The organism is Duganella sp. CF402, from assembly GCF_900109645.1.
Taxonomy (GTDB): Bacteria; Pseudomonadota; Gammaproteobacteria; order Burkholderiales; family Burkholderiaceae_D; genus Rugamonas.
This window is the reverse complement of the sequence record NZ_FOBG01000002.1, coordinates 331,484-357,675: the sequence shown is the minus strand read 5'-3', so window position 1 is coordinate 357,675 and position 26,192 is coordinate 331,484. Positions and strand designations below refer to the sequence as shown.

Annotated in this window: 27 protein-coding genes and 2 tRNA genes; 13 read left to right on the top strand and 16 right to left on the bottom strand. The window is 57.9% G+C overall.

Annotation, left to right across the window (positions count from 1 at the left end; genetic code table 11):
* Positions 1–68: 68 nt before the first annotated feature.
* Positions 69–2,291, top strand: a complete 2,223-nt coding sequence (locus BMZ70_RS19730) for a DUF3141 domain-containing protein (RefSeq protein ID WP_092278589.1) — start codon at positions 69–71, stop codon at positions 2,289–2,291.
* On the opposite strand, the gene BMZ70_RS19725 is transcribed toward BMZ70_RS19730, so the two are convergent.
* A complete protein-coding gene (locus BMZ70_RS19725; RefSeq protein ID WP_092278587.1) occupies positions 2,288–2,740 on the bottom strand; it encodes a GNAT family N-acetyltransferase in 453 nt (150 codons plus the stop codon). The two genes, BMZ70_RS19730 and BMZ70_RS19725, sit on opposite strands and share 4 nt — an antisense overlap.
* A gap of 44 nt (positions 2,741–2,784) precedes the next feature.
* Between BMZ70_RS19725 and BMZ70_RS19720 the strand changes: the two genes are divergently transcribed.
* Positions 2,785–3,351, top strand: coding sequence for a helix-turn-helix domain-containing protein (locus BMZ70_RS19720; RefSeq protein ID WP_092279530.1), 567 nt, complete (start codon positions 2,785–2,787; stop codon positions 3,349–3,351).
* Positions 3,352–3,622: 271 nt separating this feature from the next.
* On the opposite strand, the gene BMZ70_RS28400 is transcribed toward BMZ70_RS19720, so the two are convergent.
* Positions 3,623–3,997: a hypothetical protein gene (locus BMZ70_RS28400; RefSeq protein WP_092278585.1), complete on the bottom strand. Its 375-nt coding sequence runs from the start codon at positions 3,995–3,997 to the stop codon at positions 3,623–3,625.
* Positions 3,998–4,152: 155 nt separating this feature from the next.
* Here BMZ70_RS28400 and BMZ70_RS19705 point away from each other — a divergent pair, with 155 nt between their 5' ends.
* Entirely contained in the window at positions 4,153–4,818 is a 666-nt protein-coding gene (locus tag BMZ70_RS19705; protein WP_130301099.1) for a DUF5906 domain-containing protein, read from the top strand.
* Positions 4,819–5,307: 489 nt separating this feature from the next.
* Here BMZ70_RS19705 and BMZ70_RS19700 read toward each other — a convergent pair whose 3' ends face one another.
* The 4 genes from BMZ70_RS19700 to BMZ70_RS19685 all read right to left on the bottom strand — a co-directional run bounded on the left by BMZ70_RS19700 (position 5,308) and on the right by BMZ70_RS19685 (position 8,945).
* A complete protein-coding gene (locus tag BMZ70_RS19700) occupies positions 5,308–5,982 on the bottom strand; it encodes a hypothetical protein (RefSeq protein WP_092278579.1) in 675 nt (224 codons plus the stop codon).
* A 340-nt stretch (positions 5,983–6,322) separates the two neighbouring features.
* Complete coding sequence (locus tag BMZ70_RS19695; RefSeq protein WP_229205509.1) at positions 6,323–6,667, bottom strand: helix-turn-helix domain-containing protein; 345 nt, start codon at positions 6,665–6,667, stop codon at positions 6,323–6,325.
* Positions 6,668–6,899: 232 nt separating this feature from the next.
* The gene (locus BMZ70_RS19690) at positions 6,900–7,337 is read right to left on the bottom strand and encodes a hypothetical protein (protein ID WP_092278576.1); all 438 of its coding nucleotides are present in this window, start codon (positions 7,335–7,337) and stop codon (positions 6,900–6,902) included.
* A 558-nt stretch (positions 7,338–7,895) separates the two neighbouring features.
* A complete protein-coding gene (locus BMZ70_RS19685; protein WP_092278563.1) occupies positions 7,896–8,945 on the bottom strand; it encodes a site-specific integrase in 1,050 nt (349 codons plus the stop codon).
* 98 nt (positions 8,946–9,043) lie between these two features.
* Here BMZ70_RS19685 and dusA point away from each other — a divergent pair, with 98 nt between their 5' ends.
* From dusA to BMZ70_RS19660, 5 genes are all read left to right on the top strand, one after another.
* On the top strand, positions 9,044–10,048 hold the full coding sequence (gene dusA / locus BMZ70_RS19680; RefSeq protein WP_092278561.1) for a tRNA dihydrouridine(20/20a) synthase DusA: 1,005 nt from the start codon (positions 9,044–9,046) through the stop codon (positions 10,046–10,048).
* A gap of 338 nt (positions 10,049–10,386) precedes the next feature.
* A complete protein-coding gene (locus BMZ70_RS19675; protein WP_207231581.1) occupies positions 10,387–12,138 on the top strand; it encodes a methyl-accepting chemotaxis protein in 1,752 nt (583 codons plus the stop codon).
* A gap of 106 nt (positions 12,139–12,244) precedes the next feature.
* Positions 12,245–12,574, top strand: coding sequence for an energy transducer TonB (locus tag BMZ70_RS19670; RefSeq protein ID WP_092278557.1), 330 nt, complete (start codon positions 12,245–12,247; stop codon positions 12,572–12,574).
* Positions 12,575–12,646: 72 nt separating this feature from the next.
* Positions 12,647–12,994 (top strand): energy transducer TonB, encoded by a 348-nt coding sequence (locus BMZ70_RS19665; protein WP_092278555.1) that lies wholly within the window; start codon positions 12,647–12,649, stop codon positions 12,992–12,994.
* A 149-nt stretch (positions 12,995–13,143) separates the two neighbouring features.
* A complete protein-coding gene (locus BMZ70_RS19660) occupies positions 13,144–13,539 on the top strand; it encodes a hypothetical protein (protein WP_092278553.1) in 396 nt (131 codons plus the stop codon).
* A 246-nt stretch (positions 13,540–13,785) separates the two neighbouring features.
* Here BMZ70_RS19660 and BMZ70_RS19655 read toward each other — a convergent pair whose 3' ends face one another.
* Positions 13,786–14,235, bottom strand: coding sequence for a hypothetical protein (locus tag BMZ70_RS19655; protein WP_092278551.1), 450 nt, complete (start codon positions 14,233–14,235; stop codon positions 13,786–13,788).
* Between the two features lie 183 nt (positions 14,236–14,418).
* Here BMZ70_RS19655 and BMZ70_RS19650 point away from each other — a divergent pair, with 183 nt between their 5' ends.
* Positions 14,419–14,826, top strand: a complete 408-nt coding sequence (locus BMZ70_RS19650; RefSeq protein WP_092278549.1) for a response regulator — start codon at positions 14,419–14,421, stop codon at positions 14,824–14,826.
* On the opposite strand, the gene BMZ70_RS28395 is transcribed toward BMZ70_RS19650, so the two are convergent.
* The 5 genes from BMZ70_RS28395 to BMZ70_RS19630 form a co-directional block, all read right to left on the bottom strand.
* Positions 14,823–14,972, bottom strand: coding sequence for a hypothetical protein (locus BMZ70_RS28395; protein ID WP_165403613.1), 150 nt, complete (start codon positions 14,970–14,972; stop codon positions 14,823–14,825). The two genes, BMZ70_RS19650 and BMZ70_RS28395, sit on opposite strands and share 4 nt — an antisense overlap.
* A gap of 147 nt (positions 14,973–15,119) precedes the next feature.
* A tRNA-His gene (locus BMZ70_RS19645) sits at positions 15,120–15,195 on the bottom strand.
* 108 nt (positions 15,196–15,303) lie between these two features.
* A complete protein-coding gene (gene murI / locus BMZ70_RS19640; protein WP_092278547.1) occupies positions 15,304–16,128 on the bottom strand; it encodes a glutamate racemase in 825 nt (274 codons plus the stop codon).
* The gene (locus BMZ70_RS19635; protein WP_092278544.1) at positions 16,128–17,657 is read right to left on the bottom strand and encodes a fumarate hydratase; all 1,530 of its coding nucleotides are present in this window, start codon (positions 17,655–17,657) and stop codon (positions 16,128–16,130) included. Before BMZ70_RS19635 ends, murI begins: the two co-directional genes overlap by 1 nt.
* A 16-nt stretch (positions 17,658–17,673) precedes the next feature.
* Positions 17,674–18,267 carry a YqhA family protein gene (locus tag BMZ70_RS19630; protein ID WP_092278542.1) on the bottom strand — a complete coding sequence of 198 codons (594 nt, stop codon included), beginning with the start codon at positions 18,265–18,267 and terminating at the stop codon, positions 17,674–17,676.
* A 210-nt stretch (positions 18,268–18,477) separates the two neighbouring features.
* Here BMZ70_RS19630 and acs point away from each other — a divergent pair, with 210 nt between their 5' ends.
* The 4 genes from acs (at position 18,478) to BMZ70_RS19610 (ending at position 22,304) form a co-directional block, all read left to right on the top strand.
* Positions 18,478–20,463, top strand: coding sequence for an acetate--CoA ligase (gene acs, locus BMZ70_RS19625; protein WP_092278540.1), 1,986 nt, complete (start codon positions 18,478–18,480; stop codon positions 20,461–20,463).
* Between the two features lie 63 nt (positions 20,464–20,526).
* A tRNA-Ser gene (locus tag BMZ70_RS19620) sits at positions 20,527–20,616 on the top strand.
* Positions 20,617–20,928: 312 nt separating this feature from the next.
* Positions 20,929–21,234, top strand: coding sequence for a hypothetical protein (locus tag BMZ70_RS19615; protein WP_092278538.1), 306 nt, complete (start codon positions 20,929–20,931; stop codon positions 21,232–21,234).
* Between the two features lie 143 nt (positions 21,235–21,377).
* Positions 21,378–22,304, top strand: coding sequence for a DUF3800 domain-containing protein (locus BMZ70_RS19610; protein WP_207231582.1), 927 nt, complete (start codon positions 21,378–21,380; stop codon positions 22,302–22,304).
* A gap of 21 nt (positions 22,305–22,325) precedes the next feature.
* Here BMZ70_RS19610 and BMZ70_RS28095 read toward each other — a convergent pair whose 3' ends face one another.
* The 4 genes from BMZ70_RS28095 to udk form a co-directional block, all read right to left on the bottom strand.
* Entirely contained in the window at positions 22,326–22,778 is a 453-nt protein-coding gene (locus BMZ70_RS28095) for a hypothetical protein (protein ID WP_130301101.1), read from the bottom strand.
* 147 nt (positions 22,779–22,925) lie between these two features.
* Positions 22,926–23,162 (bottom strand): hypothetical protein, encoded by a 237-nt coding sequence (locus tag BMZ70_RS28090; RefSeq protein ID WP_130301103.1) that lies wholly within the window; start codon positions 23,160–23,162, stop codon positions 22,926–22,928.
* A 98-nt stretch (positions 23,163–23,260) separates the two neighbouring features.
* Entirely contained in the window at positions 23,261–24,565 is a 1,305-nt protein-coding gene (locus BMZ70_RS19605; RefSeq protein ID WP_092278534.1) for a metal-dependent hydrolase family protein, read from the bottom strand.
* A 952-nt stretch (positions 24,566–25,517) separates the two neighbouring features.
* On the bottom strand, positions 25,518–26,159 hold the full coding sequence (gene udk, locus BMZ70_RS19600; RefSeq protein ID WP_092278532.1) for a uridine kinase: 642 nt from the start codon (positions 26,157–26,159) through the stop codon (positions 25,518–25,520).
* Positions 26,160–26,192 lie beyond the last annotated feature (33 nt).

The window sequence follows — 26,192 nt, the reverse complement described above, 5'->3', positions numbered from 1 at the left end:
TTTCATTTGCGTTTTCCCTTCTCCTGCGGTACTTTGGTGCGTGGCAACATAACGCAACGGAGGATGATGTGAATTGGTTCAGTAATCCCTTCAACCTTGCCCAGCAGGCAACCGACTACTGGATCGACGCCGCCCAGCGCTCCATCCTGTTCATGGACGTGTTGCGTGAGCGCGGCGACGAGCGCAACCATCGCGCCGAGCAGACCGCGCCCCATGTCCTGACTTTCCAATTCGAAGTGGTGATGGATGGCCGTCACCTCGAGCGTCCCGTCAACTATGGCCTGCTGCACATCCTGCAGCCGGATGGCATCCAGCCCGACGCCACCAAGCGTCCCTTCATCGTGTTCGACCCGCGCGCCGGCCACGGTCCCGGCATCGGCGGCATGAAGCATGACAGTGAAATCGGCGTGGTGCTGAAGGCCGGCCATCCGTGCTATTTCGTCGGCTTCCTGCCCCATCCGGTGCCGGGCCAAACGATTGAAGACGTGTGCCGCGCCGAAGCGCTGTTTATCGCCAAGGTGGCCGAGCTGCATCCCGAGGCCGACGGCAAGCCTGCGCTGATCGGCAACTGCCAGGCCGGCTGGCAAATCATGATGACCAGCGCCCTGAATCCCGACCTGGTCGGGCCGCTGGTGCTGGCCGGCGCGCCGCTGTCGTACTGGGCCGGCGTGCGCGGCAAGAATCCCTTGCGCTACCTCGGCGGCATCCTTGGCGGCACCTGGATGACGGCGCTGGCGGGCGACCTTGGCAACGGCATCTTCGACGGCGCGCAACTGGTCGCCAACTTCGAGAAGATGAATCCATCGAATACCTTCTGGTCCAAGAACTACAACGTCTACTCCAAGATCGACACCGAGGCGCAGCGCTTCCTGGAGTTTGAAAAATGGTGGGGCAACCCGGTGCTGCTGAACGCCGGCGAGATGCAGTACATCGCCGACTCGCTGTTCGTCGGCAACCGCCTGAGCGACGCCGCGCTGCTCGACAGCGCCGGCCACCGCATCGACCTGCGCAACATCAAATCGCCGATCGTGGTGTTCTGCTCGTGGGGCGACGACATCACGCCGCCGCAGCAGGCGCTGGGCTGGGTGCTGGACCTGTACGAGGACGACGCGGCGCTGGTGGCCGGCGGCCAGACCATCATCTATTCCATGCACCAGAGCATAGGCCACCTTGGCATCTTCGTCTCGGCCTCGGTGGCCAACAAGGAGCACGAGGAATTCACGGCGGCGATGGACATGATCGACATCATGCCGCCCGGCCTGTACGAGGCGGTGTTCCTCGACAAGGACGAGGAAATGCTGCAAGCGGAAATCGCCGCCGGCGACCTGGCGGCCGGCGATTATGTGATGCGTTTCGAGCGCCGCAGCCTGGAGGCGCTGCGCGCGCTGGGCGGCAACGATGTGGAAGACGAGCGCCGCTTCGCCACGGTGGCGCGGCTGTCGGAAATCAACAAGAATTTGTACCAGACCTTCGCCAGCCCGATCGTGAAAAGCATGGTGACCGAGGCCAGTGCGGAACGTTTGCGCGAGTCGCATCCGCTGCGCATGCGCTACACCATGTTCTCGAGTAAAAATCCGCTGCTGAACCAGATCCCGGCGCTGGCCGAAAAGGTGCGCGCGGAACGCCGGCCGGTCGGCCAGGACAATGTGTTCCTGCAAATGCAGGAGGCATGGAGCAAGCAGATCGTCGATGCGCTGGACCGCTACCGCGATGCGCGCGACCAGGCCACCGAGCAGGTCTTCCTTGGCGTGTATGGTTCACCGCTGCTGCAGGCGCTGGTGGGACTGAACAGTGACGGCGGCAAGCCGCGCCGCATTGGCCGCGATATCGCACGCGAGGCGGCCACCAATGCCCAGCGCGCGGCGTTGGCGCTGCGTACGAAAGAGGGCGGTGTGACCGAGGGCATCATTCGCGGCTTGCTGTACATCTTCCGCAGTCCGGAGATGAGCGCGGCCGACGAGCGCGCCTTTGCGGCCATCCGCCAGCTGCGCTTGCGCACCTCGGACAACAAGGTGATGAGCGTGACTTTGCTGAAGAAGATCCTGCGCGAGCAATACCTGATGCTGCAGGTGAACGAGGAAGCGGCGCTCAACGATTTGCCGCTGTTGCTGCCGGAAGAGCCGGACGCGCGCCAGCAGGCGCTGGGCATCGTGCGGCAAGTGGCGGGCGCGACCGGCACGCTGACCGGTGATGCGGCCGCGCGGCTGGAGCGCATCGCCGTCATCTTCGGGCCGCAAGCGCCGTCGCTGGCGGTGGTGCGCAAGAAGAAGGGCGCGTCGACGGCGGCTTAGCCCAGGGTCTTGCGCATGAACACGCTGAGCGGATCGTCCGGATAATCGCCGTACGGTCCGCAGCGCTCGAAGCCGTGGCGCGCGTACAGGGCCAGCGCTTCCGGGTTTTCCGGCCCGGTTTCCAGCACCAGCTGCGGGCAACCGGCCGTGCGCGCCGTCTCTTCCAACAAACCCATCAACTGGCGTGCGGTGCCGGCGCCACGCGCAGCCGGGCGCACATACATGCGCTTGATTTCGCCATACTCCCCGCTCAGCACGATGGCGCCGCAGCCGACCGCCGCGCCCTGCGCATCGCGCGCCACGGCAAAACGGATATTGGGTTGCAGCAGTGTCTGTACATCCAGCGCGTACACGGCTTCCGGCGGGTAGAGCGCCAGCAGGTAGGCATCCAGCTCGGCGATCAGTGCGTGGACTTCGGGCTGGTCGGGCGTTTCAAAGGCGATGGGCATGATCTGACGTTTTGTTGGATGAAAAATCCAGTATAATGGATTTCATGGATATCAATCAACTTATTGCTGGCCGTGTGCTGACCTTGCGCAATGCGCGCGGCTTGTCGCTGGCGGCGCTGGCCGAGCGTAGCGGCGTCAGCCGCTCCAACATTTCCCTGATCGAGCGCGGCGAAAGCAGCGCCACCGCCACCGTGCTGGACAAGCTGGCCAATGCGCTGGGCGTGACGCTGGCTTCGCTGTTCGAAGCCGACGATGCCGCGCCGTCGCCGCTGAGCACGCGCGCCCAGCAGCCGGTGTGGACCGATCCCGATTCCGGCTACACGCGGCGCCAGCTGTCGCCTGGACTGCGCTCGCCGATGCAGCTGGTGGAAGTAGTGTTCCCGCCGCGCCGGCGCGTATCGTACGACCAGCCGTCGCACAGCGCCGACATCCACCAGCAAGTATGGCTGCTGGAAGGCGAGATCATCGTCACCGCCGGCGAGCAGCAGTGGCACTTGCAAGCCGGCGACTGCGTCGCCTTCCGCGAAGGCCAGCACATCGCCTACGAAAACCCCGGCCCCACGCCGGCCCGCTACCTGGTCAGCCTGGTGACCCTGCCTTTTGCGCTATAATGTTGACCCTCCCGCGACTTCAATAGCGTAGCCACCATGACCATCCTCACCTCGCCGACCGCCGACCAAGCACCTGTAGTGCCTAGCCGCCGCCTGTCCGTTGCGCCGATGATGGACTGAACTGAAAATGTAGTGTTTATGCGACTCTTGGCGGTGTTGTGTGCAAATGGTGTGCACAGAGGCAAGCTTTCTACTTCCACCAGATGGTTAGTATCTGGCGGTTGAACGGGTTGGCGAGAGCTGGTTGAAACACGCCCGGAACGGTGATTTGCTACTTGTATTTGGCAAAGTAGCAGGCCAACGCAACCCGGCCAGCGACCTGCTCTATCGTTTCTTCCGGGTGCATCACGGCTTCGCTGTAGCCATCTATGAAGGATTGCTTCATTTGATTTTTCATCGCAGCAGTCATTTTCTTGCGCTTGGCCTTAACAAGTTCTGCATCGATGTTCTTTGCTGACTTCTCGATTGCGGCAATCGCGTCCGCCAGCGGGACTTTGTCCCGTGCTAGTTGAGCGCCATAGGTCGCATCAGTGTTCACACCTGTGCAACCGGGCTGCTCTGCTGCAAGCGCTGGAAAAGCGGCCTGAGTAAGCGATATGCCAAGCACAGCGCTTCGCAGGAAGGTGATGACGATCTGGCTGGTCATCGTACACAGTCCTTCTTATTTCCCCAGTAGCACGACTCTCGCTTCGCGTTTTCTAGGTCGTCGTTCAATGCCTTCGTCTTCGCCTTTGCCCGTGCATCGTCGTCTGCGTTAGCCTGTCGTACCGCATCACGCCGGTCGAGGGCGCGTTCACGTTCTTGCTGGCGTTCGTCCATCTCATCAAGCTTCGCAGCGACCTCGCTCATACCCTTGCGTCGCTCTGCTCGTTCAGCTTTAGCTACCGCAAGCGCTTTGTCATCGGCGTCGCGGAAGGCGCGAATTTCCTGTTTAACCATTTCATCACAAGCGGCAAACTCGGCCTTTGGCATATCGTCAAGACACCGATGCGCCGTGTTAAGCATGCTGTATTCATTGTGGGCACTGGCGGCACTGGCAAAAGCTCAGTGCTGGATGTAATCGAAACTGCGCTCGCCGGGAAGCACGTCAACCGATCATCGACTTACTCGGAAATATTCGACAAGTTCTCTGAAACGCTGGTGAACAACCGTGTGGTCGGCATCGAGGATAAGGCCATCGCACGCGGCCATGATACCAATGTGTACACGAACTTGAAGCAGATCATCGACTACAACCAGCGTACCGTCAGTATTAAGCACCAACAACGCTCAGTAGTGCGAGAAATGTACAGCCAAGCCAAGGCACGAGAGGCAGGCAAGCACATGGGCCGTAGCGCCAAGCTGGACAAGGCCACGCAAGAGCAGGTGCGCAAGGAAGCAGCAGCCGGTGCAAATAAGGCCAAGCTGGCAAAGGATAACGGAATCAGCCGTGCTACGCTGTACGCTATCCTAAAAGCTACCACCTGACCATGCCAAACGAAACCCGGTTCCGAAACAGCCATCCCCGGCTCGCCTACATCATTCATCGAATGGGCTTGGCGATGTATCGCATCGACACCGGGGAGACACCGCAGGCCCGTACTCAAGCTTCCAAGTGGGCTGTTGCTTGGGGCATCGCAGGCGACGCGGAAGCACCACGACAGATGAAGTTACGGAAGCGATAGGACGCCAGTACAGGCCCGTAGCGGCCTTCATCATCCGTGGGCATTGCAATCCTGCCTACCAACTCCGCAAGCCCGTACAGATATTTTGGAAAGCGCTGCGATGATTGTTTACGTGGCCCCAGCCGCATTAAGCCAACCGCTCGACCTTTCACCATTCCTGGCCACTATCCACACCCGTAGATATCTTTACGGCGAGCAGCGACGATTTCTACCCGGATGGCAGCATGCTAAGATTGCCCCTCGACCTTGCAAAATTTTTTTAGGATTTTGGGGCTACAGTAGCTTCGTCAGCTTACACACTGCTCCACCGCGCTGCTATTTCCTCGCCAGCAGCAGCAAGGTCACTAAGACGCTTCTTGTTTGCCGTTGGTGCGGAAGACACTGTGCCGGTCGGAACATCTACGACGTAGCACAATGCCGGATCGACACTTTTGGGATCGTCTGCATTGGCCTCAAGGTGGGCACGCAGCGCCGTAGCCACATACTGCCCAGCCTGCTCAAGAATGGGAGCCGATTTTGAGAAGTTCAGCTTTACGCAACCAACCACGTCGCCGGTTTCCTTGTTCTTTAATATCGCGTCTGGCCGCATTGATACCTTCGTACCACCAAAGTCCATCGTTTCAGAAGCGAAAGCATAGCCTGCCTGAACGGACACATCCGCCACCTCCAATTCTTCCGCAAGCGGGAGGAAGTCTTCGATTGCTTCCGCCGACAGTTGGCGATCCTGAACAGTAAAGTCTGTCCCGGACGTGTCGGCCCGTAATTCTGCGGCCCTAGCTAACGGCGCTCCGTCATCAACCATGCCGCTTTCGATATAGTCGACAATTGCTTCTCGTGCAGCCTTATAACGTGCCGCCTTAAACACAGGGGGAGTCTTCTGGTCGCGGACAATCTGCCTGCGTCGCGCAGGAGTGGCAGTCATGTACTCGCCAAGCTTGTTGATCGAAATTTTTGGTTCTTCGTTCATATCGCTTCCTTCTTAAAGATGCAAAACTGAAGTTGATTTCCAAAAAACAACAAACACAATATCTAGTAAATTTAAGTAATAGACATACCGATTGTAGTAGCAGGATAGCCCAAAGGCAAGGCAAACTCTTTGTACAAAGTAAGATTTTCTTATTGACTATGCAAAAGACCTTCCGGCACGCCTATATGCCCTAATCGCTCGCTTTCCGCTGTAAGCGCGTACCCCCCAAGATGGTGTCTAAGGCGTCAGAAGAAGTCTGTAGCAGTATCATCCAGCGAAGATATAAGCAACCCGCGAATGGGCTTGCTGAAGGCTGACAAAACCGAATTGGGAGGTGGCGTCATCGCTCTTTCATAGCAACGGCTAACACTGCCTGCTTATCAGCTTCTGGAAGACGATGGTAGGCGGTTAGTAGCGCGGCTTCGTCGTCATCTACTGCAAAGAAGTAGGCCAATGGAAGGTTCAGCACCTTGCCGATGCGCTCCAGTAATTCAACTGACGGCACCCGTGTACCGCGCTCATATCGGTTCATTCGTGCGCTGGCGCTTTCAACCTCCAGACCGGCGTTAAGCCCAAGCTGCTCTTGCGATAACCCAGTGCCAAGTCGCGCAGCCTTCAAGCGTTTGCCGATAATCGCCATCTCTATCTTCCGTGACTTCAAAGACAAAGATGTTGCAAGTTTCAACTTGATTTCATACTACCGAATCGGTAGGATTTGCCATTTCATTACCAACTGGAAATCACGATGAAGTCAATAAAACGCGCTACTTTGGTTCTGTTGGTGAGCCTTCCCGCTCTCAGCAACGCAGGCATACTAGACGACGCCAAGGCACAGATACGGCAAGAAAGCGAAGCGAAAGCAATTGCATCGCTGGGCAACGGCTATATTCAGGAAATTGAGCGGTACAAAGCGAACCCTAACCGAGTCGGCCCCAAGTGCTACCTATCCGCAAGTGAGAAATGGTCTGCATGGTCTGGTAGTCGTAAGTATCTGCTTCTTGATTAAAGCTCTCGTTAGCAGCATCAAAGCGCTGCTTCGCCGCACGGTATTGGCTGCATTCCGTGCTGTATGCTCGGTATAGAATGAAGTTGCGCAGGTCTTTCAGTTTGACCACTTCGCAAGCAATACCGCGTAGCCGGGCAACTTCTAGTGCGGTGTCGGATTCGACCACTACAACAATTTCTGTCGAATTGCTTACAGTCGGGAAATTGCCGGTCTGCAAATCTGGCGAATAATGGAAATACAAATCCATCTTGCTATGAAAGTAGTCCAAGCCTCGCGTGTTGACCATCATTTGGGTGCAGCCTACTGCGATGAATTGAGCGTTGATTTCCGAAGTAATGTGTTGGTTCATTTTTTGATCCTTTATAACAGTGTTTAAGTCCTTTCAGGCGTGGCTCCGCCCACCAAGGGCAGTGCTCGGTACGTCAAGGTAATAAGAAAGTGTTGGGCGTAATCGCCCGAGCGTTACAGCAGCACGCGCTTTGAGACGGAACTGGTGCGTGCTCGGACTCCCGCGCCGCAACCAACGGCTCCATAAGGTCAGCCAAATAAAACTGCTCGAACAGATTTAATACTCGCTGACGTTGCGCGTTATACCTTTCCGTGGCTGCTCGTGTGATGGATTTTTTTACGCGAACAGTCAATGGTGGATGCCAAACGCGATTACGTGGCCTTTCTTTCTCAATTAGTTCCCGTAGGGTAAGCATCTCTTCGTACATTGGGCGTGTTCGATCGGTAAGCTTTGACTTCATTTCGTGTAGAAGAGGGGCCATGAAAACCACGAAGTCACCGGGACTTTTGAAGTAAGGTGCACTCTTTACGAGAGATGTGTAGTAGCTTTCGTTCGGAGGGGTGTAATTCCTGAGGCGACGGGGTCTTGAGTTGTCCAGTTTGTTATTTATTGAGCTATTCATGCTGCCTTTGTCATCGAGGTCGTGAAAGATGCAATTGCTGCATGCACGTCTTCTGGCTTAGTGTGTGTATATCGTTTCAATTGAGTCCAAGTCTTGTGTCCAGTTAATACGGCGACTTGCGGAATCGACAGGCCCATGCGGAATAGATCGCTGGTTGCCTTGTGCCGCAGGTCATGGAATCGCAAGTCATCAATCTTAAGCTTTGTGCAAGCTCTCGTGAAGGCGGTACTTACGCTGCCGGAGTCGTAGGGGAAAACCCTCCCTACCATGCTCTCAGGCAACAATGGCTCGATGATTGTCCATGCTGCGGGAAGTAGGGGGACAATTTGATCGTTGCCGTTCTTCTTGCGCGGGTCTTTGCGGTCACGAATGATAACCGTGCGCTTCGCAGTATCAACGTCTTCCCACCGGATCGAGCAGATTTCGTTCTGACGCATTGCCGTTGCGAGCGCAAACGCGCACAGTGTTGCCATCGGGATAACTTGTCGCTTGTTGTTCTTCCAGAGCTTGAACAAGTCCGTAAGTTCCTTCTCTGTCGGCTCCCTATCCCGTTCGACGCTACGGGTATGTATCTTGCGTGCAGAGAGGTCGCGGCGTGCGTTCAAGGCCAGATCGGTTGGCAGGTCGAGCCGACGAGAATGTTTTCCCCATTTTAGTATGGCACCGAAGAATGAAAGGTCGGCAGCTATGGTGACGCCACCGGCACCTTCGGCTAATCGGGAATCGATGAAATCGCGTAGATGTATACTATTAAGGCGTTTGAGCGGAATCTCGCCCAACTCGCGTTTCAACTTGTCGTGAGTCAACTGCTTTGTGCGGCCGCCCATGTTACACTCTTGCCCGTACCCATCTATCAAATCGCCTACGCTGTAGTTATCCGGGATTGGCTGATAACCATTCGCCGCTACGTGTTCAACTTGTACCTCCACCTGACGTGCCCAAGATTCGGCATCACGTTTGAACTCGAAGGTTGCATTCCGATAGATTCCACTCTTGCGTACTTGCGCGCGCCACTTGCCGCTTTTCAGTTTTGTAAACGTAGCCATCCGTGTGCAATTCTTGTGTGTTGAGTAAGGCCCGGATTATGCACCAGACGATAACCTTATGTGCACCTCGTGTGCACTGATAGCTGCACATAGTGAAAATGAACGAAAATAAATCCAATAAAAACAAGCGCTTAGTGAGTGTTGCCCCGATGATGGACTGGTCGGACCGCCATTGCCGCATGTTCCATCGCCATATCAGCAAGCACACCTGGCTGTACACCGAGATGGTGACCACCGGCGCGCTGGTCTATGGCGATGTCGAGCGTCATCTGCGCTTCAACGAGGAAGAGCATCCGGTGGCGCTGCAGCTCGGCGGCAGCGACCCGGCCGATCTCGCCACCAGCGCCAGGCTGGGCGAGAAGTGGGGCTACGACGAGATCAACCTCAACTGCGGTTGCCCGTCCGAGCGCGTGCAGAAGGGCGCGTTCGGCGCCTGCCTGATGGCCGAGCCGCAACTGGTGGCCGACTGCGTAAAAGCCATGCGCGACGCCGTCTCGATCGATGTCACGGTCAAGCACCGCATCGGCATCGACGATGAGCAAAGCTATGATTTCGTGCGTGACTTCGTCGGCAAAGTGGCCGAGGCCGGCTGCACGACCTTCATCGTGCACGCCCGCAATGCCATCCTCAAAGGCTTGTCGCCGAAAGAGAACCGCGAAATCCCGCCGCTGAAGTACGAGTACGCCTATCAGCTCAAGCGCGATTTCCCTGACTTCGAAATCATCATCAACGGCGGCATCAAGACCGAAGCCGAGATCGATGAGCACCTCAAGCACCTGGACGGCGTCATGCTGGGCCGCGAGGCCTATCACAATCCCTACGTGATGGCGAGCTTCGACCAGCGTTACTACGGCGACAGCAGCGCGCCCAAGACCCGCGAACAGGTGCTGGAAGCCATGATTCCCTACATTCAAGCCCAACTGGCCCAGTACGGCCCGCTCGGCCTGAAGCTCAATTCCATCACCCGCCACATGCTGGGCATCATGACCGGCCTGCCCGGCGCCCGCGCCTTCCGCCAAACTTTGTCCGATTCCAAAAAGCTCGCCCTCGGCGACGCCCAATTGCTGCTCGAAGCCGCAGCCCGCTTGCGTATTACTGCGTAGAAAATCCGCTTTTGCTAAACTTTCAACGGGTGTGGTGGAATTTCCACGCAGAAAGTTCGTTTGCGCATTTTTCAGGCAGTATTTGCTTGCTGTGAGGCAAAATTTGCATCTATAATTCCTGAATATACACACATATCCACCGTCTTTCGTGGTGTATTGCGGTCCGAAAAAACCACATGCTGGCTGCTGGTGGAGCTGCAAATTTTTGCATTCGCAGTCATTGTTTGCTACTGTCATAGCTTATTACTTAGCAGCAAGGGTTTTGTTTGGATGGCATGACCACAAGATGTGTCGTCCAGGGCAACTTCATCAACAGTGTCACTTAAGAAGAAGACGAAATGAATTTAGCAAAAATGAAAGTCGGTACGCGCCTGGGCCTCGGATTCGCCCTCGTGCTGTTGTTCCTGGTGGCCGTGACTGCCGTTGGTATCGTGCGCATGGCGCAGATTCAGGATCGCCTGGACCACGTGATTAGTGTGAACAATGTCGTGTCCCGCCTGGTGGTGGACATGCGCAACAACGTCGGCGAACGCATCAACTCGCTGCGCGTGCTGACCATGATTTCTGATCCGGCCGACATGGAAGCGGACATGAATCGTATCAAGGAACTGTCGGGCAAATACGCCGACTTCCAGAACAAGCTGACCGCGCAATTCGCCAAGGAAGCCAGCCCGGAAGAAAAAGCCCTGCTGGCAACCGTGAAGGAAAGCGAAGCGCTGGCCATGCCGGCCATCGCCAAGGCCTCGGAGCTGTGGCTGGCGGGCAAGCCTGAAGAGGCGACCCGCGTGCTGGTCAAGGAAATCCGTCCAGCCCAGAAAAAATGGACCACCGCGCTGGATCAACTGGGCGCGCTGGAAGACAAGATGAATGCGCAGATGCAGGTCGATGCCGCCAATGGCTTCGCCAGCGCACGTACTTTCATGATCATCATGGGCCTGCTGGCCGTGGCAATCTCGGTCGCCGCCGCACTGGTCATCACCCGTGGCCTGCTGAAGCAGCTGGGCGGCGAGCCTGACTACACCGCCTCGATCGCCGGCAGCATCGCCGCCGGCGACCTGTCGATCTCGATCGACACCTCGGGCGCCGACAAGGACAGCCTGGTGTTCGAAATGCGTGAAATGCGCAACAGCCTGCGCGACATCGTGAGCCAGGTGCGCACCGGTACCGAAACCATCGGCACCGCCTCGCGTGAAATCGCCGCCGGCAACGTCGACCTGTCGTCGCGTACCGAAATGCAAGCGTCGTCGCTGGAAAAAACCGCGTCGGCAATGGATGAGCTGACCTCGACCGTTAAGCAGAACGCCGACAACGCCCGTGAAGCCAACCAGCTGGCATCGGCTGCATCGGATGTGGCAGTCAAGGGCGGCGAAGTGGTGTCGCAAGTGGTTGACACCATGAGCTCGATCGACGCTTCGGCCAAGAAGATTGTGGACATCATCGGCGTGATCGATGGCATCGCCTTCCAGACCAACATCCTGGCGCTGAACGCTGCGGTGGAAGCGGCGCGTGCCGGTGAGCAAGGCCGCGGCTTCGCCGTGGTGGCGTCGGAAGTGCGTAACCTGGCCCAGCGTTCGGCTGGCGCCGCCAAAGAAATCAAGATGCTGATCGATGACTCGGTCGAAAAAGTCGGTGCCGGCACCAAGCTGGTCGGCCAGGCTGGCGTGACGATGGAAGAAGTGGTGTCCTCGGTGCGTCGCGTTACCGACATCATGAGCGAAATCGCCAACGCCAGCCAGGAGCAGAGTGCTGGTATTGCCCAGGTCAACCAGTCCATCATCGAGATGGACAGCATGACCCAACAGAATGCCGCGCTGGTGGAAGAAGCCGCTGCCGCCGCACAAAGCTTGCAAGACCAGGCCGGCGAGCTGTCTCGCGTGGTCAGCATCTTCAAGCTGGTCGAAGGTGAAGAACGCGCCGCTGTTGCTGCGCCGGCTTTCGCCGCCAAGGCAGCCGTGGTCAAGCCGATCACGACCGCCCGCGCTCCGGTGAAGAAACTGGCCGCCAAACCGGCGCCAGCACCTGCACCGGCAGCCAAACCGAAAAAAGTCGCCGCGGCCACCGCCGGCAGCGATGAGTGGGAAGAGTTTTAAGCAGTTCTTTTATTGCCGCAGTCTGCCGTCCGCCCTTGTGGACACATGGCCCGCTGTGGAGTTCGTTTAACCAGTTGTTAATAACAATTTATTGGGAAATCGCATTATGAACAAGTCTGTATTCGCCGCCGTCATCCTGTCCGTTGCTTCGACCGCCTTCGCCGGTGAAGTGCCTGCTTCGCTGAACGACAAGAACTGCAAAGCAGAATATCCAAAAGCCTCGCTGATGAACGAAGAGCAGGGCGATGTAACGATGGCCTTCCTGGTCGGCACCGACGGCAACGTGGTCGAGTCCAAAGTGGAAAAATCGAGCGGCTTCAAGAACCTGGACAAAGCTGCCCTGAAAGCCCTGAGCGCTTGCAAATTCAAACCTGGCACCAAGGATGGCGCGATTGCCCAGACCTGGACCAAGGTCGACTATAGCTGGAAGCTGTAATTAGTCTCAAACAGGCCATGTTCTTGCATGGCCTGCGTGCCGGATAAGATACTTACACTTTGGGGAAATCAGATGTTTACAAATAAGCGTTGGTTGGGTGTGGTTGCAGCAGTGCTCGTGTCGAGCGCACCGGCAGTGTTTGCCGCCGAAGTTCCTGCCAGTTTCGATGCCAAGAACTGCAAGGCTGAATACCCCAAAGCATCCCTGATGAATGAAGAGCAGGGTACTGTATCGATGTCCTTCCTGGTGAAGGCGGACGGCAGCGTGGCTGATTCCAAGGTCGAGAAAAGCAGCGGCTTCAAGAATCTGGACAAGGCCGCCATCAAGGCCCTGAGCGCTTGCAAGTTCAAGCCGGGCACCAAGGATGGTGCACCGGCCGAAACCTGGACCAAGGTCGACTACGCCTGGAAACTGGACTGATCCGGCATCTGCCCCCGTAAAAAAGGAACCGCCTGCGGTTCCTTTTTTTTCGCGTGTATAACTTGTATGGCGAGTGTAATAAACTGTAATGGCAAGGGAACGGTGCTGCGCTTCCTTATATAGTACGATCTGGAATGAGGAGAACCGCCATGAAAACTATCGTTGTTGCAGTTGCCGCGCTGGCGGCGCTGACTGGCTGCGCCACGCAGCGTCCAGGCTACTATGCGGCCGCCCCTGCGCGGGTACAGGATCCGTACCAGTGGCATACGGTGGAAGTGCTGCCGGCCGGCGCTCAGGTACAGTCGGGCACCTGGACGGAAGAATTGCCGGCCCAGCCATCACGCGTCACCTACAGCACGCAGCCGGCTTATACCACGAGCACCACGTACGTCAGCCAGCCGGTCTACTACGCGCCGGCACCGGTGTACTACGCGCCTGCGCCGGCTTATTACTACCCGCCGGTATCGATCGGTCTTGATTTTTCGTTTGGCCGCTGGTGCTGTGGCAGCCGCTGGGGTGGGCGTGGCCATTATCGCCACCGCTGATTTTTCAGCGCAGCACGTAGATCGAAGCCTGGTTCAGGATATTCTCTGAGCACAGTTCATAAGCGGAAGCGCCTGCCACCATGATGAGCAATGCGCCAAACGCGATGTGTAGATAGCGTGCCATAACGGGCTCCTGGAGTGGGGACTGCAGATGTCTCCAGCATAGTCCAGGGCCCGGGATGTCGACATCAGCCAAATGTCCGACGCCATGTAGGACAAATACCCGTCTCTATCTTTTCACCAACTTTATTTGGTTTTCCACAGCGTGATCGGGCTGGCTGGCGCGGTATCCAGCGCGTTGGCGCGTTCCAGCCATTGCTCCAGTCGTTCCGGTTGCTTGAGGTGGATGCCCATGCCATCGATGATGCCGATCTGTTCCAGCATGCTGGCGTTGATCTTGGCCTTGGAGACGGTCGGCGCGCCGGCCACCATGCGGTCGTAGGCCTTGCGGGCCTTGTTTTCCCATTTATGCAGGCTGGTCTCGTCGAAGCGGTTGCTCTCGAAATAGACCGTCAGCGTACCGTCCGGATTGCCGAAGCCGACAATGCCGGCGCCCAGGCGGATGTTGGCGTTGTTGGCAGCGTCAAAGCTGGACGTCGGCACGAATACGGCGGCGCGGCCATCGGTGTCGGGGCGGCCTACGGGCGTATCTTTGCCATAGGTGTTGACTTCGGAAATCGGTTTTTCTTGTGACATAGACTTGTGCGAATTCAGGGGATAAGCGAGCTGATGCGGTTTTGCATGGGAATGCAAAAGACATGTCATTGTAGCGGTAATCTAGTTCCAACGGGCAATGTGCTGATGCAAAAAGTTGTAACCGAGTGCATAGGTGTGAGCATTAAGTTATAGTCGACGGCATGCCAGCCACGGGAGAATCTCATGCCGGAGCACCACGGACTTCGCGTTTTTATCATCGACGACAATGAGATGACGCGCGGCTTGCTGCGCGTGATTATCCAGGGTGACGACTACGATGTGGTGGGCGATGCGGCCACGGCGGAATCGGCGCGTTTGCGGCTGCGTTCTATCCGTGCCGACATCATCTGCCTTGACGTGGTGATGCCCGATGGCGACGGCCTGACCTTGCTCAACTGGATACGCGAGAGGCAGCCGAAAGCGGCGGTGCTGATGGTCACCGCCAGTACCGACCGCACCACGGTCGAGCAGTCGCTGCGCAACGGCGCCAAGGCCTACATCGTCAAACCCTTCAACCCTGGGACCGTGAAGGACACGCTGGACAAGCTCGCCGTCCAGATCAAAGCGCAGCGCGCTGCGGCGCGCACTTAAAGATAGCGCGCTGAGCCGATAATCGCGGTGATCAGGACGACGGTGAATCCTGCCATTCGCCAGGTCATCTGATGCACAACATTGGTCACCTCCGCTTTGGTAGCGAAGGTCTGCAAGGCGTGCGTCTGGAAGGTCTGCAAACTCAAGCAAGCTCATGGGGCACATGGCGGCCTCCTCTCTGCACATTGGGACCAGCGTAGCTCTTCAATCAGCGCGCGATTAGATCTGCATCAAATGTGCGGGCTTGCAAACGCAAAAAGCCCAGTCAGAGACTGGGCTTTTCACTTAATTCTTGGGGTGGCTGATGGGGCTCGAACCCACGACAACAGGAATCACAATCCTGGACTCTACCAACTGAGCTACAGCCACCGCTGTTTTGTTATTCAACTACTGCTGAACAACGAGCCAGAATTATACAAGCCGATTCCGATTCCTGCAAATTTAATTGCAGCATTTTTTTCGAAACCTGCCGATGGTCTAAACATCAACCTTTTCGACCGCCGGCTGCAGGCCCAGCAAATCGGCAAACGCTTGCGCCAGTGCCACCGCATCGCCGGTGGTGTAGCCGCGCAGCACGCTGGCGCCGGACGCACGCAGCAAGCCGCCCGCTTCCAGCAAACGGACCAGCTGGCGCGCCACCGCATCGCCGGTATCGATCAGCGTGACATCGTCGCGCGCATGCTCGCGCAGTACACGCTCGATGCCGTCGCGGACGAACGGGTAGTGGGTGCAGCCGAGCACCAGCGTATCGGCCCCCTGGTCGAGCAGCGGCGCCACGTAGCGCTCCAGCATGTCGGCGATCGCCGGCGAGTGCAGGTCGCCTTTTTCGATTTCATTGACGAGACCTACAGCCGGCTGCAGCAGGAACTCGGCCTGGGTGGCCGCGCTGATCTGCTCACGCAGTTGCAGGAATTTCTCGCCCTTGAGCGTGCGCGCCGTCGCCAGCACGCCGACCTTGCCGCTGCGCGTGGCGGCGGCGGCCGGCTTGAGGCCAGGCTCAACGCCGACCACCGGCAGCTCGGGATAGCGCGCCCGCACCGCCTTGATGGCCGCCACGGTGGCGGTATTGCAGGCCACCACCAGCGCCTTGGCGCCGTGCGACAGCAGGAAGGCCGTCACCGCCAGCGCGCGCTCAACCACATACTCTTCGGTCTTGTCGCCATACGGCGCGTGGCCAGAGTCGGCGAAGTACAGCACCTCCTCATGCGGCAGCTGCGCGCAGATATGGCGCAGCACCGACAGCCCGCCCACGCCGGAATCGAAGACGCCTATCGGCGCGCCGGGAGAGCGGGCCACTGGCATCAGGCAGTCACGACAGGAACGTTGAGCTGCTCGATGCGCGCCTTCCATTCCGCCGGGCCGGTGTTGTGCACCGAGCTGCCTTGCGAATCCACCGCCACGGTGACTGGCATGTCGACCACTTCAAACTCGTAGATCGCTTCCATGCCCATGTCGGCAAAGCCCAGCACCTTCGATTGCTTGATGGCTTTCGACACCAGATAGGCCGAGCCGCCCACCGCCATCAGGTAAGCCGATTTGTGCTTCTTGATCGACTCGATCGCAGCAGGGCCGCGTTCGGCTTTACCGATCATCGCGATCAGGCCGGTTTGTTCCAGCATCATGTCGGTGAACTTGTCCATGCGGGTGGCGGTGGTTGGGCCGGCTGGGCCGACCACTTCATCGCGCACTGGATCGACCGGACCGACGTAGTAGATCACGCGGTTCTTGAAGTCCACCGGCAGCGGTTCGCCCTTGGCCAGCATGTCCTGGATGCGTTTGTGCGCGGCGTCGCGGCCGGTCAGCATCTTGCCGTTCAACAGCAGGGTCTGGCCCGGCGTCCACGAGGCGACTTCTTCCTTGGTCAGGGTGTCCAGATTCACGCGCTTCGATTTCTCGGTGTCCGGCGCCCACGACACATCAGGCCAGGTCGACAGCGGTGGCGGGGTCATGTAGGCAGGACCGGAGCCGTCCAGCACGAAGTGGCCGTGACGGGTGGCGGCGCAGTTCGGGATCATGGCGACCGGCTTCGATGCAGCGTGGGTCGGGTGCATCATGATCTTCACGTCCAGCACCGTGGTCAGGCCGCCCAGGCCTTGGGCGCCGATGCCCAGCGCATTGATCTTGTCGCACAGTTCGATACGCAGTTCTTCCAGCTTGTTCTGCGGGCCGCGCTGCTTCAGTTCGAACATGTCGATGTCTTCCATCAGCACTTCTTTTGCCATCAGCATGGCCTTCTCGGCGGTGCCGCCGATGCCGATGCCCAGCATGCCAGGCGGGCACCAGCCGGCGCCCATCGTTGGCACGGTTTTCAGTACCCAGTCGATCAGCGAATCGGAAGGATTCATCATGATCATCTTGGATTTATTTTCCGAGCCGCCGCCTTTGGCTGCGACCTTCACGTCGACGGTATTGCCTTCCACCAGCTCCATGTGGACCACGGCTGGCGTGTTGTCCTTGGTGTTCTTGCGGTCGAAGTGCGGGTCGGCCACGATCGACGCGCGCAGCTTGTTGTCGTCGTAGTTGTAGGCGCGGCGCACGCCCTCGTTGACCGCGTCGGTGACGGTGCCGCTGAAGCCTTCAAAGCGCACACCCATGCCGATCTTCAGGAAGACGTTGACGATGCCGGTATCCTGGCAGATCGGACGCTTGCCCTCGGCGCACATGCGCGAGTTGGTCAGGATCTGCGCGATGGCGTCTTTCGCGGCCGGGCTCTGCTCGTGCTCGTAGGCGCGGGCCAAGTGCTCGATGTAATCAGCAGGGTGGTAGTAGCTGATGTACTGCAGCGCGGCGGCGACGGATTCGATCAGGTCTTCTTGCTTTATGATGGTCATGATGTTCTCGCGTGGGTTAGTGTTTGGAATCGTGGTGCGTCAGCGTGGTGATGCGGTCGGTGTACGAAATCGCCAGGGCCGACAGCAGGAACACGACGTGAATAATGGTTTGCGCAGCGATCACCTCGGGCTTGTACGAAGCGGCGTTGATAAAAGTTTTCAGCAGGTGGATCGAGGAAATGCCGATGATCGCCATTGCCAGCTTGGTCTTCAGCACGGAAGCGTTCACGTGCGACAGCCACTCCGGCTGGTCTGGATGGGTATCGAGATTCATGCGCGAGATAAAGGTCTCGTAGCCGCCGATGATGACCATCACCAGCAGATTGGAAATCATCACCACGTCGATCAGGCCGAGCACTACCAGCATGATGGTGGTTTCATTGAGCTTCTCCGGCAGCGGCGCGCCGGGCACGGCAACGGCTTGCAGGATGTGTTTGAGCGCGTCTTCGTTGCCGAGCGCGGCGCCGATCAGGTCCTTGAGCTCGACCCAGAAATGGAACACATAGACGCACTGCGCCAGGATCAGGCCGAGGTAGAGCGGCAGTTGCAGCCAGCGGGACATGAAAATAAAAGCGGGCAGGGGGCGCAGCTTCTGATTAGGCTCGGTCATTGGGGCAAAACTCCTGAAAATGAGGCAGACTACGAAGACGTGCCGATATTCTACACGTGCTGCCGGGCGACCGCATCGGTAGGGCATCATGAAAAATTGGTAAAATTGTCCGGCATGCCATCCTCCGCCGGGGAGGTGTGCGGCTGTAAGGGCGCAGTAAGCGATCACGTTTAATGTTGATAGCAAACGATTACTACATTTGGAGACACCATGAGCAGCACGACAACCCAAGGTCCACAAGAATCCCGTATCTTCGCGCCACCGGCGGCGTTCGCATCCCAGGCCGCAGTTTCCGGCATGGATGCCTACAACGCGCTGTGCGCAGAGGCGGCGGCCGACTACGAAGGTTTCTGGTCGCGTTTAGCGAAAGAACACATCGAATGGCAAACGCCATTCACCCGCACCCTGAACGAAGACGACGCGCCGTTCTACAAATGGTTCGAAGGCGGCAAGCTGAACGTCTCGTACAACTGCCTGGACCGCAACCTGAAAAACGGCAACGCCGACAAGACCGCCATCATCTTTGAAGCGGACGACGGCAAGGCCACGCGCGTGTCGTACCGCGAGCTGCACGAAAAAGTCTGCAAATTCGCCAACGGCCTGAAAGCGCGCGGCATCAAAAAAGGCGACCGCGTCATCATCTACATGTCGATGTCGGTGGAAGGTGTGGCGGCGATGCAAGCCTGCGCGCGCATCGGTGCGACCCACTCGGTGGTGTTTGGCGGCTTCTCGGCCAAATCGCTGCAAGAGCGCATCATCGATGCCGGCGCGGTGGCCGTGATCACCGCCGACGAGCAACTGCGCGGCGGCAAACAGCTGCCGTTGAAAGCCATCGTTGACGAAGCGCTGGCACTGGGCGGCTGCGACACCATCAAGGACGTGATCGTCTACAAGCGCACCGGCGGCGCGATTGCGTTTAAAGAAGGCCGCGACCTGTGGCTGCACGAGCTGGTGGCAAACCAGTCGGCCGAGTGCGAGCCGGAGTGGGTGGATGCCGAGCATCCGCTGTTCATCCTCTACACCTCGGGCTCGACCGGCACACCGAAAGGCGTACAGCACTCGAGTGGCGGCTACCTGCTGTGGGCGGCGCTGACCATGAAATGGTCGTTCGACATCAAGCCGTCCGACGTGTACTGGTGCACGGCCGACATCGGCTGGGTGACTGGCCACAGCTACATCGCGTATGGCCCGACTGCGGTGGGCGCGACGCAGGTAGTGTTCGAAGGCATTCCGACCTTCCCGAATGCGGGGCGCTTCTGGGAGACCATCGCCAAGCACAAGGTCAACATCTTCTACACCGCGCCGACCGCGATTCGTTCGCTGATCAAAGCGTCGGATGTGGATCCGAAAGTACATCCGAAAAATTACGACCTGTCGTCGCTGCGCCTGCTGGGCACGGTGGGTGAACCGATCAATCCGGAAGCGTGGATGTGGTACTACACGCAGGTGGGCGGCGAGAAGTGCCCGATCGTCGATACCTTCTGGCAGACCGAGACCGGCGGCCACATGATCACCCCGCTGCCGGGCGCGACGCCGATGGTGCCGGGCTCGTGCACCTTGCCGCTGCCGGGCATCATGGCGGCGATTGTGGATGAGTCGGGCCATGATGTGCCGAACGGGCAGGGCGGTATTCTGGTGGTCAAGCGTCCTTGGCCTTCGATGATCCGCACCATCTGGAATAACCCGGACCGCTTCAAGACTTCGTACTTCCCGGAAGAGCTGGGAGGCAAGATGTACCTGGCGGGCGATGGCGCGATCCGTAACAAGGATACTGGCTACTTCACGATTACCGGACGTATCGATGACGTGTTGAACGTGTCGGGTCACCGCATGGGCACGATGGAGATCGAGTCGGCGCTGGTGGCGAACCCGCTGGTGGCTGAGGCTGCGGTGGTGGGCAAGCCGGATGATACGACGGGTGAATCGATTTGCGCGTTTGTGGTGCTGAAGCAGGCGCGTCCTACGGGGGATGAGGCCAAGAAGCTTGCGCTGGAGCTGCGGAACTGGGTGGCCAAGGAAATTGGTCCGATCGCCAAGCCGAAAGAGATTCGTTTTGGGGATAATCTGCCGAAGACGCGTTCGGGCAAGATCATGCGGCGTTTGTTGCGTGTCTTGGCCAAGGGCGAGGTGATTACGCAGGATGTGTCGACGTTGGAAAATCCGGCGATTCTGGAGCAATTGAAAGAGGCTTCCTGAGAAGTTTTGTACTATTGGGAATCTTTGCTATAATTCGGCGCTTCCCGAGGATTGGGAAGACCTGGAGAGGTGGATGAGTGGTTGAAGTCGCACGCCTGGAAAGCGTGTATAGGGTCAAACCTATCGGGGGTTCGAATCCCCCTCTCTCCGCCAGAATTGAAAAAAGCCGCCTTCGGGCGGCTTTTTGCATTTCTGGCAGAGAGAAGCAGAGCCCCTGCGGGCTCTGCGCGGGGGATTCGAAGGCATCGCCCCTACCGGGGCGAGCCGCTCCGAATCGTCCATCTGCCACCGCTACGCGGTGGCGCGCCGGAGGCGCCGCGCGTAGCGCCACAAAAAAATTCCCACAAGCACCATTTCCCTCTACATCCCGAACAGCTCTTCTTCGATGGCGAGGCGCGAGCGTTGAGCGGTCGCTGAGCTGATGCTGGAATCACTCAGAAAACTGGCTTCCGCTAGAATGACGGAATGTCAAAAACTCCCAAGTTCCCCGGTCCGCTGACCGCGCGCGGCGCCGTGCTGGCGGTGCTGCTGTCGGATGCCGACCAGACCGGCGCCGAGCCGTTGCAGGGGCGTACCTCGCTCGCCGCCATCGTCAAAACCTTGAAGCGCAAGTACCACTGGCCAATCGAGTCCAGCAGCTTCCCCTCCAACTCCGGCGACGGGCGCGCCACTTGGGCGACGGTGTACAGCCTGCCGGTGGCGGTGGTGTCTAAAGCACTGGACAACGGCGGTCGCGAGTGGCTAGAGCGCCGCGCAGCTACGAGGGCGTGATTTCCGCGAGGCCGTGTATTGATGCAAATCTAGGTTTATCAAAAAAGAGGCCGGCGCTGCCGTTTGTGAAAAATTGCTCGTGATATTCTTCACCGTCACGTCGGGGAAATCTGAGAGCTGGTGCGATGTAATACGGCGAGAAAGTGATCGATGGCGTAGGCATAGCAGGGATCAGTGCAAAAATTTACTGTATAATTTGCTATGGGTCGGGAGCACTGCCTTTTGTGGTGCGTTGGACGTTTGTTCCACTTGGCTCACCGAATGCTTTGCGGGCTGCTAATTTTGGCAGCCCGTTTTCATTTGCGGAGCGCTCGCTCATGCATTTGCTGTATGTCGATGAATCGGGTGCGACAACTGATGCAAGCCAACGTTACTTTGTGTTGGCCGGCGTTTCCGTGTTCGAGCGGACGACGCACTGGATAGAAAAAAGTCTGGACGACATTGCTGCCCGAATTGCTCCCGACTTCCCGAATGAGCTGGAGTTTCATGGTTCCCCGATGCGATCAGGTAAAGGCGTATGGCGTAAGATTGCATCTCCGGAACAGCGAGAGTCGCTTATCGTGGAAGCGCTTAGAGTCGGCGTGGTTGGCCAACCCAAGGGGGTAAGACTTTTTGCTTGCGTAGTGGAGAAGACGGCGCTGGTAGGGAAGGATCCAGTCCATGTATGTTTCGAACAACTGGCCCGGCGCTTCGACCTTTTTCTACAACGTTGCCATACCAAGTTCAATGACCATCAACGTGGGCTTATGCTGTTTGATGAGTCCAGCACCGAGCAGCGTTTTCAGACCTTGGCACGTGAGTTCAAGCATCGCGGCCACTCCTATGGCAAAACCCGGAACTATGTTGAGGTCCCAGTTTTTCTGGATTCTCGTGCTTCCCGTTTGATCCAGCTGGCTGACCTGGTGGCGTTCGCCATCTTTCCCCATTTCGAACATGGCGATTCCAAATACTGGGATGTCATCAAGGATAGTTTCGATTCAGAAGGCGGCGTCAAACATGGCTTCCTGTTGTGCGACCATGCGCATCCAGTGCTGAAACGCACTCTTCGGGGGAGATCGCGATTGGCATAGGTTCATATTTCGTTGGGCATACTATCTCATCGGACTGGGATGCTGTGCAGAAGTTTGGATGAGGTAGCAGGACATCATGTCGGGATTGTCGTCACTGTGAAATCCGGCAGCCTTATCCCGCTCATAGCTTTCAGCATTGCCATAACCGGTCACTTCCCAGCCAATGCTTGCTGGCTTGCTGCTGTCATGTGTCAAGGAAATCAGGCGATAGCGGCATGCGGATGTGGTCTCATCTAGTCGATAGGTGTAGCGTGCCAGCGCGGCGTTTTTGGTCTGATCCAGCAGTCTGTACGATGCTGCCTTGCAGACGCTAAAAGGCGTGCGCCACAAAATGGTCTGGCGTTGAATGACTAGTTCACCCTGGCAGGCTCTCCCAGTTCCGTGGAAATGCGCTGGTGGCGTGAGTTCTTGCGCGAAAGTCTGCAATGCGCTGAAAGCTAAACTGGTGGCGGCAATTATTCTTACGCAGCGCACGGTATCACCTCAGACTGATTTTTCATCACGGACAAGCAGTAGTTCAGTTTCCCTGCATAGCCGGGGTCTCCTACGTTGTAACGCTGGGCGATGCGTGACGTGGTTACTTGATCCCAGCCGGTAAGCATCTTGCGCATGACTGCCTTTTTAAACACGGGCGAGACGCATTAGAAGGTAGGCGGTGCCGGCTCGGATATTCATTTGCGGCGTGCTGCGAACGCTGGATTCAGTGAGCGCCTTGGCCAGCTCAGGCGGCGGAATCAAGTCTCCGCCTTCATCACCGGAAAGCAGGGCGCGCAAACCGGGATCGCCAGGATTCCCACTTTGCATAGGGTTGCGCTTCCATGCGCGATGGTCTGGTCCGCCGGACTCGGTCCATATCATGACGGACTCCGTAAGCTAATTGGTGTCAGTTATCTTACGGAGCTATATTCAAGACCGATTTGTGCCGTCACAAAATAGGTTCATCTATTCTCCTAAGCTCACTCCGCCTTGGCCACCGCACCACCCATCATCACAAAGCGCACGCGCTTGAGCTCGGTAATATCCTGCAGTGGATCGGCGTTGACGGCGATCAGGTCGGCGCTCTTGCCTGCCTCCAGCGTGCCGATCTTGGCGCTCAGGCCGAGCAGGTCGGCGGCGTTGACGGTGGCCGCCTGGATGGCTTCCATCGGCGTCATACCGAACTGCACCATCAATTCAAACTCATCGGCATTGCGGCCGTGTTTGGACACGCCGGCGTCGGTGCCGAACGCGATCTTCACGCCTTTGTCATGCGCCAGCTTGAGCGCTTTGCCGGTGATGCCGATGCGCCATTGGATCTTGGCCAGCACATCCGGCGAATAGGCGTTGGGATCGGCTGCCAGGCGTTCCTTGTAGCCGTTGATGGTCGACAGCGTCGGCACGTAGTAAGCGCCCGACTTGAGGAACAGCTTGATCCCGGTCTCATCGAGCATGGTGCCGTGTTCGATTGAATCCGCGCCGGCGGCCAGCGCCAGGTTGATGCCGCCATCGCCGTGTGCGTGCACCGCCACTTTCTTGCCGTACAGGTGAGCCGTTTCGATCAGCGCTTTGGCTTCGTCGTCGAACATCTGCTTGCCGACGCCCGCACCGACCACGCTGTTCACGCCGCCGGTGGTCGCAATCTTGATCACGTCCACGCCTCGGCCGATTTGCTTGCGCACGGCGCGGCGACAACTTTCAACGCCGTCGCACAGGTTGTCGTCGGCAATATGCTCCTGCACCCAGTCCGCGTAACCCAGGCGGCCGTCCATGTGGCCGGCGGTAGCGGAGATCGGCGTGCCGGCATCAATGATGCGCGGGCCTTGCACCCAGCCCTTGTTGATGGCGTCGCGCAGTGCCAGGGTAATGCCTTCGGGACCATCGCCCAGATTGCGCACGGTGGTAAAGCCGGCATTGAGCGTCTTGTGGGCGTTCAGTTCCGCCTCGTAGGCCCACGCAGCCTGGCTGGTGGTGACCAAGGCCAGGGCACCTTCGTTGCCGGCACGGTCGGAGGTCAGGTGCACATGGCTGTCGATCAGCCCCGGCAGCACGTAGCGCGAACGCAGGTCAATGATGCGCGCTGCCGGATATTTTTCAGTGCCCACAAAGCCATCCAGCACCGCGCTGATTTTGCCGCCTTCCACCACCAGCGTGGTCGCACCGCGCGGCGCCTTGCCCGGCGTATCCAGCACATGCCCCGCCTGCACCAGGGTAATCGGCGCAGCGCTGGCGAGCAGGGGAAGACTGGCGAAGATCACGGCAATTGCCCAGGCAGCAGGTTTCATGTGCACTTTCTTAAGAGTAAGAAAATGGCAAGCATACGACTTGTCGATCGCAAACGCAAGTTGCTGATTTTTTTAGAGTATTCTGGATTCGCTCAGCTAAAAGCGACAACCGCTGGGAATTATTTTCTAATAAGCATTTCCCATCATGATAGGTTCAAAATGGAAAGCTTAATCGACTATAAATTCCCGACTTTGTCAGCGCTCCTGGAAGATGAAGTCTGGAGCCGTCACTGGGTACGATCCGGATGTCTGGAAATATATGTGCGCAAAGGGAAGCACTGCGTTGTGAAGGGCGAGAAGTCGAACAGGGGGGGGCAGCGGCGGATTTGATGGTGTCTTTGAATCAATCAATTTTTTCAAATCGAGAGAACGTATTCTCAATACTTCGCCGTGGGTTGATAAAAGCAAACGCCCAATTCATGCGTTTCAGCGTCCTTCGCTTCGCCGCTTCTTACGTGACCCAGATCTTGCGCGCTTTTGGGTCATCGACCAGACGAGCGGGATTCATATGCTGCTCAAGCGTGAGTGGACAACGGATTCTATATTCGAAAGAAAGAAGCGACTTGGTATTTGTGATCTGTTCCATAGCCAAGTAGGCCGCCAGTCAACATGGTCCCTCTCTTGGGAAAATGATCATGTCCGTGTCACAGAGCTTCTCGAGCGCGTAGGGGCGCAAGCGGCGCGCGAAGGTTTTGCTGAACTAGGGGTTGCATCCGACGCGATATCGACAAATCAGAGCGTAGAATTTCAACAGGTCAGCTCGATGCGCGCGACTATGAAGATGGAATTGGCTAAGCGTGGCTATGAATTGGAGCCGGGACCGCGCAAGCGAGGCTCAGTTCCTTATTACGTTCGAACCATTGCAGGTTCGCGAATCGGATAGTGCACGCAGGTCGAATCCAGGCTCGTGTGGCGCCGGCAAGAATCTCTTGCCCAGCGCCGGTCGATAAAATCAGGGCTGCTGCAGCTGCCCGATCACGCTGGCCACCTTGGTGGTGATCATGTCGACCGCCGGGCCGTTGGCGCCATGCGGAATAATCACATCGGCGTAGCGCTTGGTTGGCTCGATGAATTGCTTGTGCATGGGGCGCACGGTTTCCAGGTACTGGCCGACTACGCTTTCCACCGAACGGCCGCGCTCCACGATATCGCGCTGCATGCGGCGGATGAAGCGGATGTCGGAAGCCGTATCGACAAAAATCTTCAGCGACATCAGATCGCGCAAGTCCGGGTCATACAAGGCAAACAGGCCCTCGATCACGATCACCGGCGCTGGCTTGACGGGAATCGTCCGGTCGGAACGGTTGTGGAGCGTGAAGTCGTATTCCGGCATCTCGATCGCTTCGCCATTGCGCAAAGCCTGAATATGCTGCACCAGCAACGGCCATTCAAACGCCTGTGGATGGTCGTAATTTGTCTTGGGACGAACTTCAGGAGGAAGGTGGGTTTGATCGCAGTAGTAATCGTCTTGCATCACGACCGAGACCATATCCGCGCCAAATTCAGCCAGCACTTTCTGTGACACGGTGGACTTGCCACTGCCGCTACCGCCTGCGACGCCAATAATAAACGGTTGGAAGGAAATCGTATTCATGCCGAATGATACCGGAATCGCGGCCGGGCCGAC

What these genes read in the sequence shown, in the direction of transcription:
- BMZ70_RS19725 (WP_092278587.1), bottom strand. Translation starts at nt 2,740, where the DNA reads ATGCCCATCGCCTTTGAAACGCCCGACCAGCCCGAAGTCCACGCACTG.
- BMZ70_RS19720 (WP_092279530.1), top strand. Translation starts at nt 2,785, where the DNA reads ATGGATATCAATCAACTTATTGCTGGCCGTGTGCTGACCTTGCGCAAT.
- BMZ70_RS28400 (WP_092278585.1), bottom strand. Translation starts at nt 3,997, where the DNA reads ATGACCAGCCAGATCGTCATCACCTTCCTGCGAAGCGCTGTGCTTGGC.
- BMZ70_RS19700 (WP_092278579.1), bottom strand. Translation starts at nt 5,982, where the DNA reads ATGAACGAAGAACCAAAAATTTCGATCAACAAGCTTGGCGAGTACATG.
- BMZ70_RS19690 (WP_092278576.1), bottom strand. Translation starts at nt 7,337, where the DNA reads ATGAACCAACACATTACTTCGGAAATCAACGCTCAATTCATCGCAGTA.
- BMZ70_RS19685 (WP_092278563.1), bottom strand. Translation starts at nt 8,945, where the DNA reads ATGGCTACGTTTACAAAACTGAAAAGCGGCAAGTGGCGCGCGCAAGTA.
- dusA (WP_092278561.1), top strand. Translation starts at nt 9,044, where the DNA reads ATGAACGAAAATAAATCCAATAAAAACAAGCGCTTAGTGAGTGTTGCC.
- BMZ70_RS19675 (WP_207231581.1), top strand. Translation starts at nt 10,387, where the DNA reads ATGAATTTAGCAAAAATGAAAGTCGGTACGCGCCTGGGCCTCGGATTC.
- BMZ70_RS19670 (WP_092278557.1), top strand. Translation starts at nt 12,245, where the DNA reads ATGAACAAGTCTGTATTCGCCGCCGTCATCCTGTCCGTTGCTTCGACC.
- BMZ70_RS19665 (WP_092278555.1), top strand. Translation starts at nt 12,647, where the DNA reads ATGTTTACAAATAAGCGTTGGTTGGGTGTGGTTGCAGCAGTGCTCGTG.
- BMZ70_RS19660 (WP_092278553.1), top strand. Translation starts at nt 13,144, where the DNA reads ATGAAAACTATCGTTGTTGCAGTTGCCGCGCTGGCGGCGCTGACTGGC.
- BMZ70_RS19655 (WP_092278551.1), bottom strand. Translation starts at nt 14,235, where the DNA reads ATGTCACAAGAAAAACCGATTTCCGAAGTCAACACCTATGGCAAAGAT.
- BMZ70_RS19650 (WP_092278549.1), top strand. Translation starts at nt 14,419, where the DNA reads ATGCCGGAGCACCACGGACTTCGCGTTTTTATCATCGACGACAATGAG.
- murI (WP_092278547.1), bottom strand. Translation starts at nt 16,128, where the DNA reads ATGCCAGTGGCCCGCTCTCCCGGCGCGCCGATAGGCGTCTTCGATTCC.
- BMZ70_RS19635 (WP_092278544.1), bottom strand. Translation starts at nt 17,657, where the DNA reads ATGACCATCATAAAGCAAGAAGACCTGATCGAATCCGTCGCCGCCGCG.
- BMZ70_RS19630 (WP_092278542.1), bottom strand. Translation starts at nt 18,267, where the DNA reads ATGACCGAGCCTAATCAGAAGCTGCGCCCCCTGCCCGCTTTTATTTTC.
- acs (WP_092278540.1), top strand. Translation starts at nt 18,478, where the DNA reads ATGAGCAGCACGACAACCCAAGGTCCACAAGAATCCCGTATCTTCGCG.
- BMZ70_RS19615 (WP_092278538.1), top strand. Translation starts at nt 20,929, where the DNA reads ATGTCAAAAACTCCCAAGTTCCCCGGTCCGCTGACCGCGCGCGGCGCC.
- BMZ70_RS28090 (WP_130301103.1), bottom strand. Translation starts at nt 23,162, where the DNA reads ATGATATGGACCGAGTCCGGCGGACCAGACCATCGCGCATGGAAGCGC.
- BMZ70_RS19605 (WP_092278534.1), bottom strand. Translation starts at nt 24,565, where the DNA reads ATGAAACCTGCTGCCTGGGCAATTGCCGTGATCTTCGCCAGTCTTCCC.
- udk (WP_092278532.1), bottom strand. Translation starts at nt 26,159, where the DNA reads ATGAATACGATTTCCTTCCAACCGTTTATTATTGGCGTCGCAGGCGGT.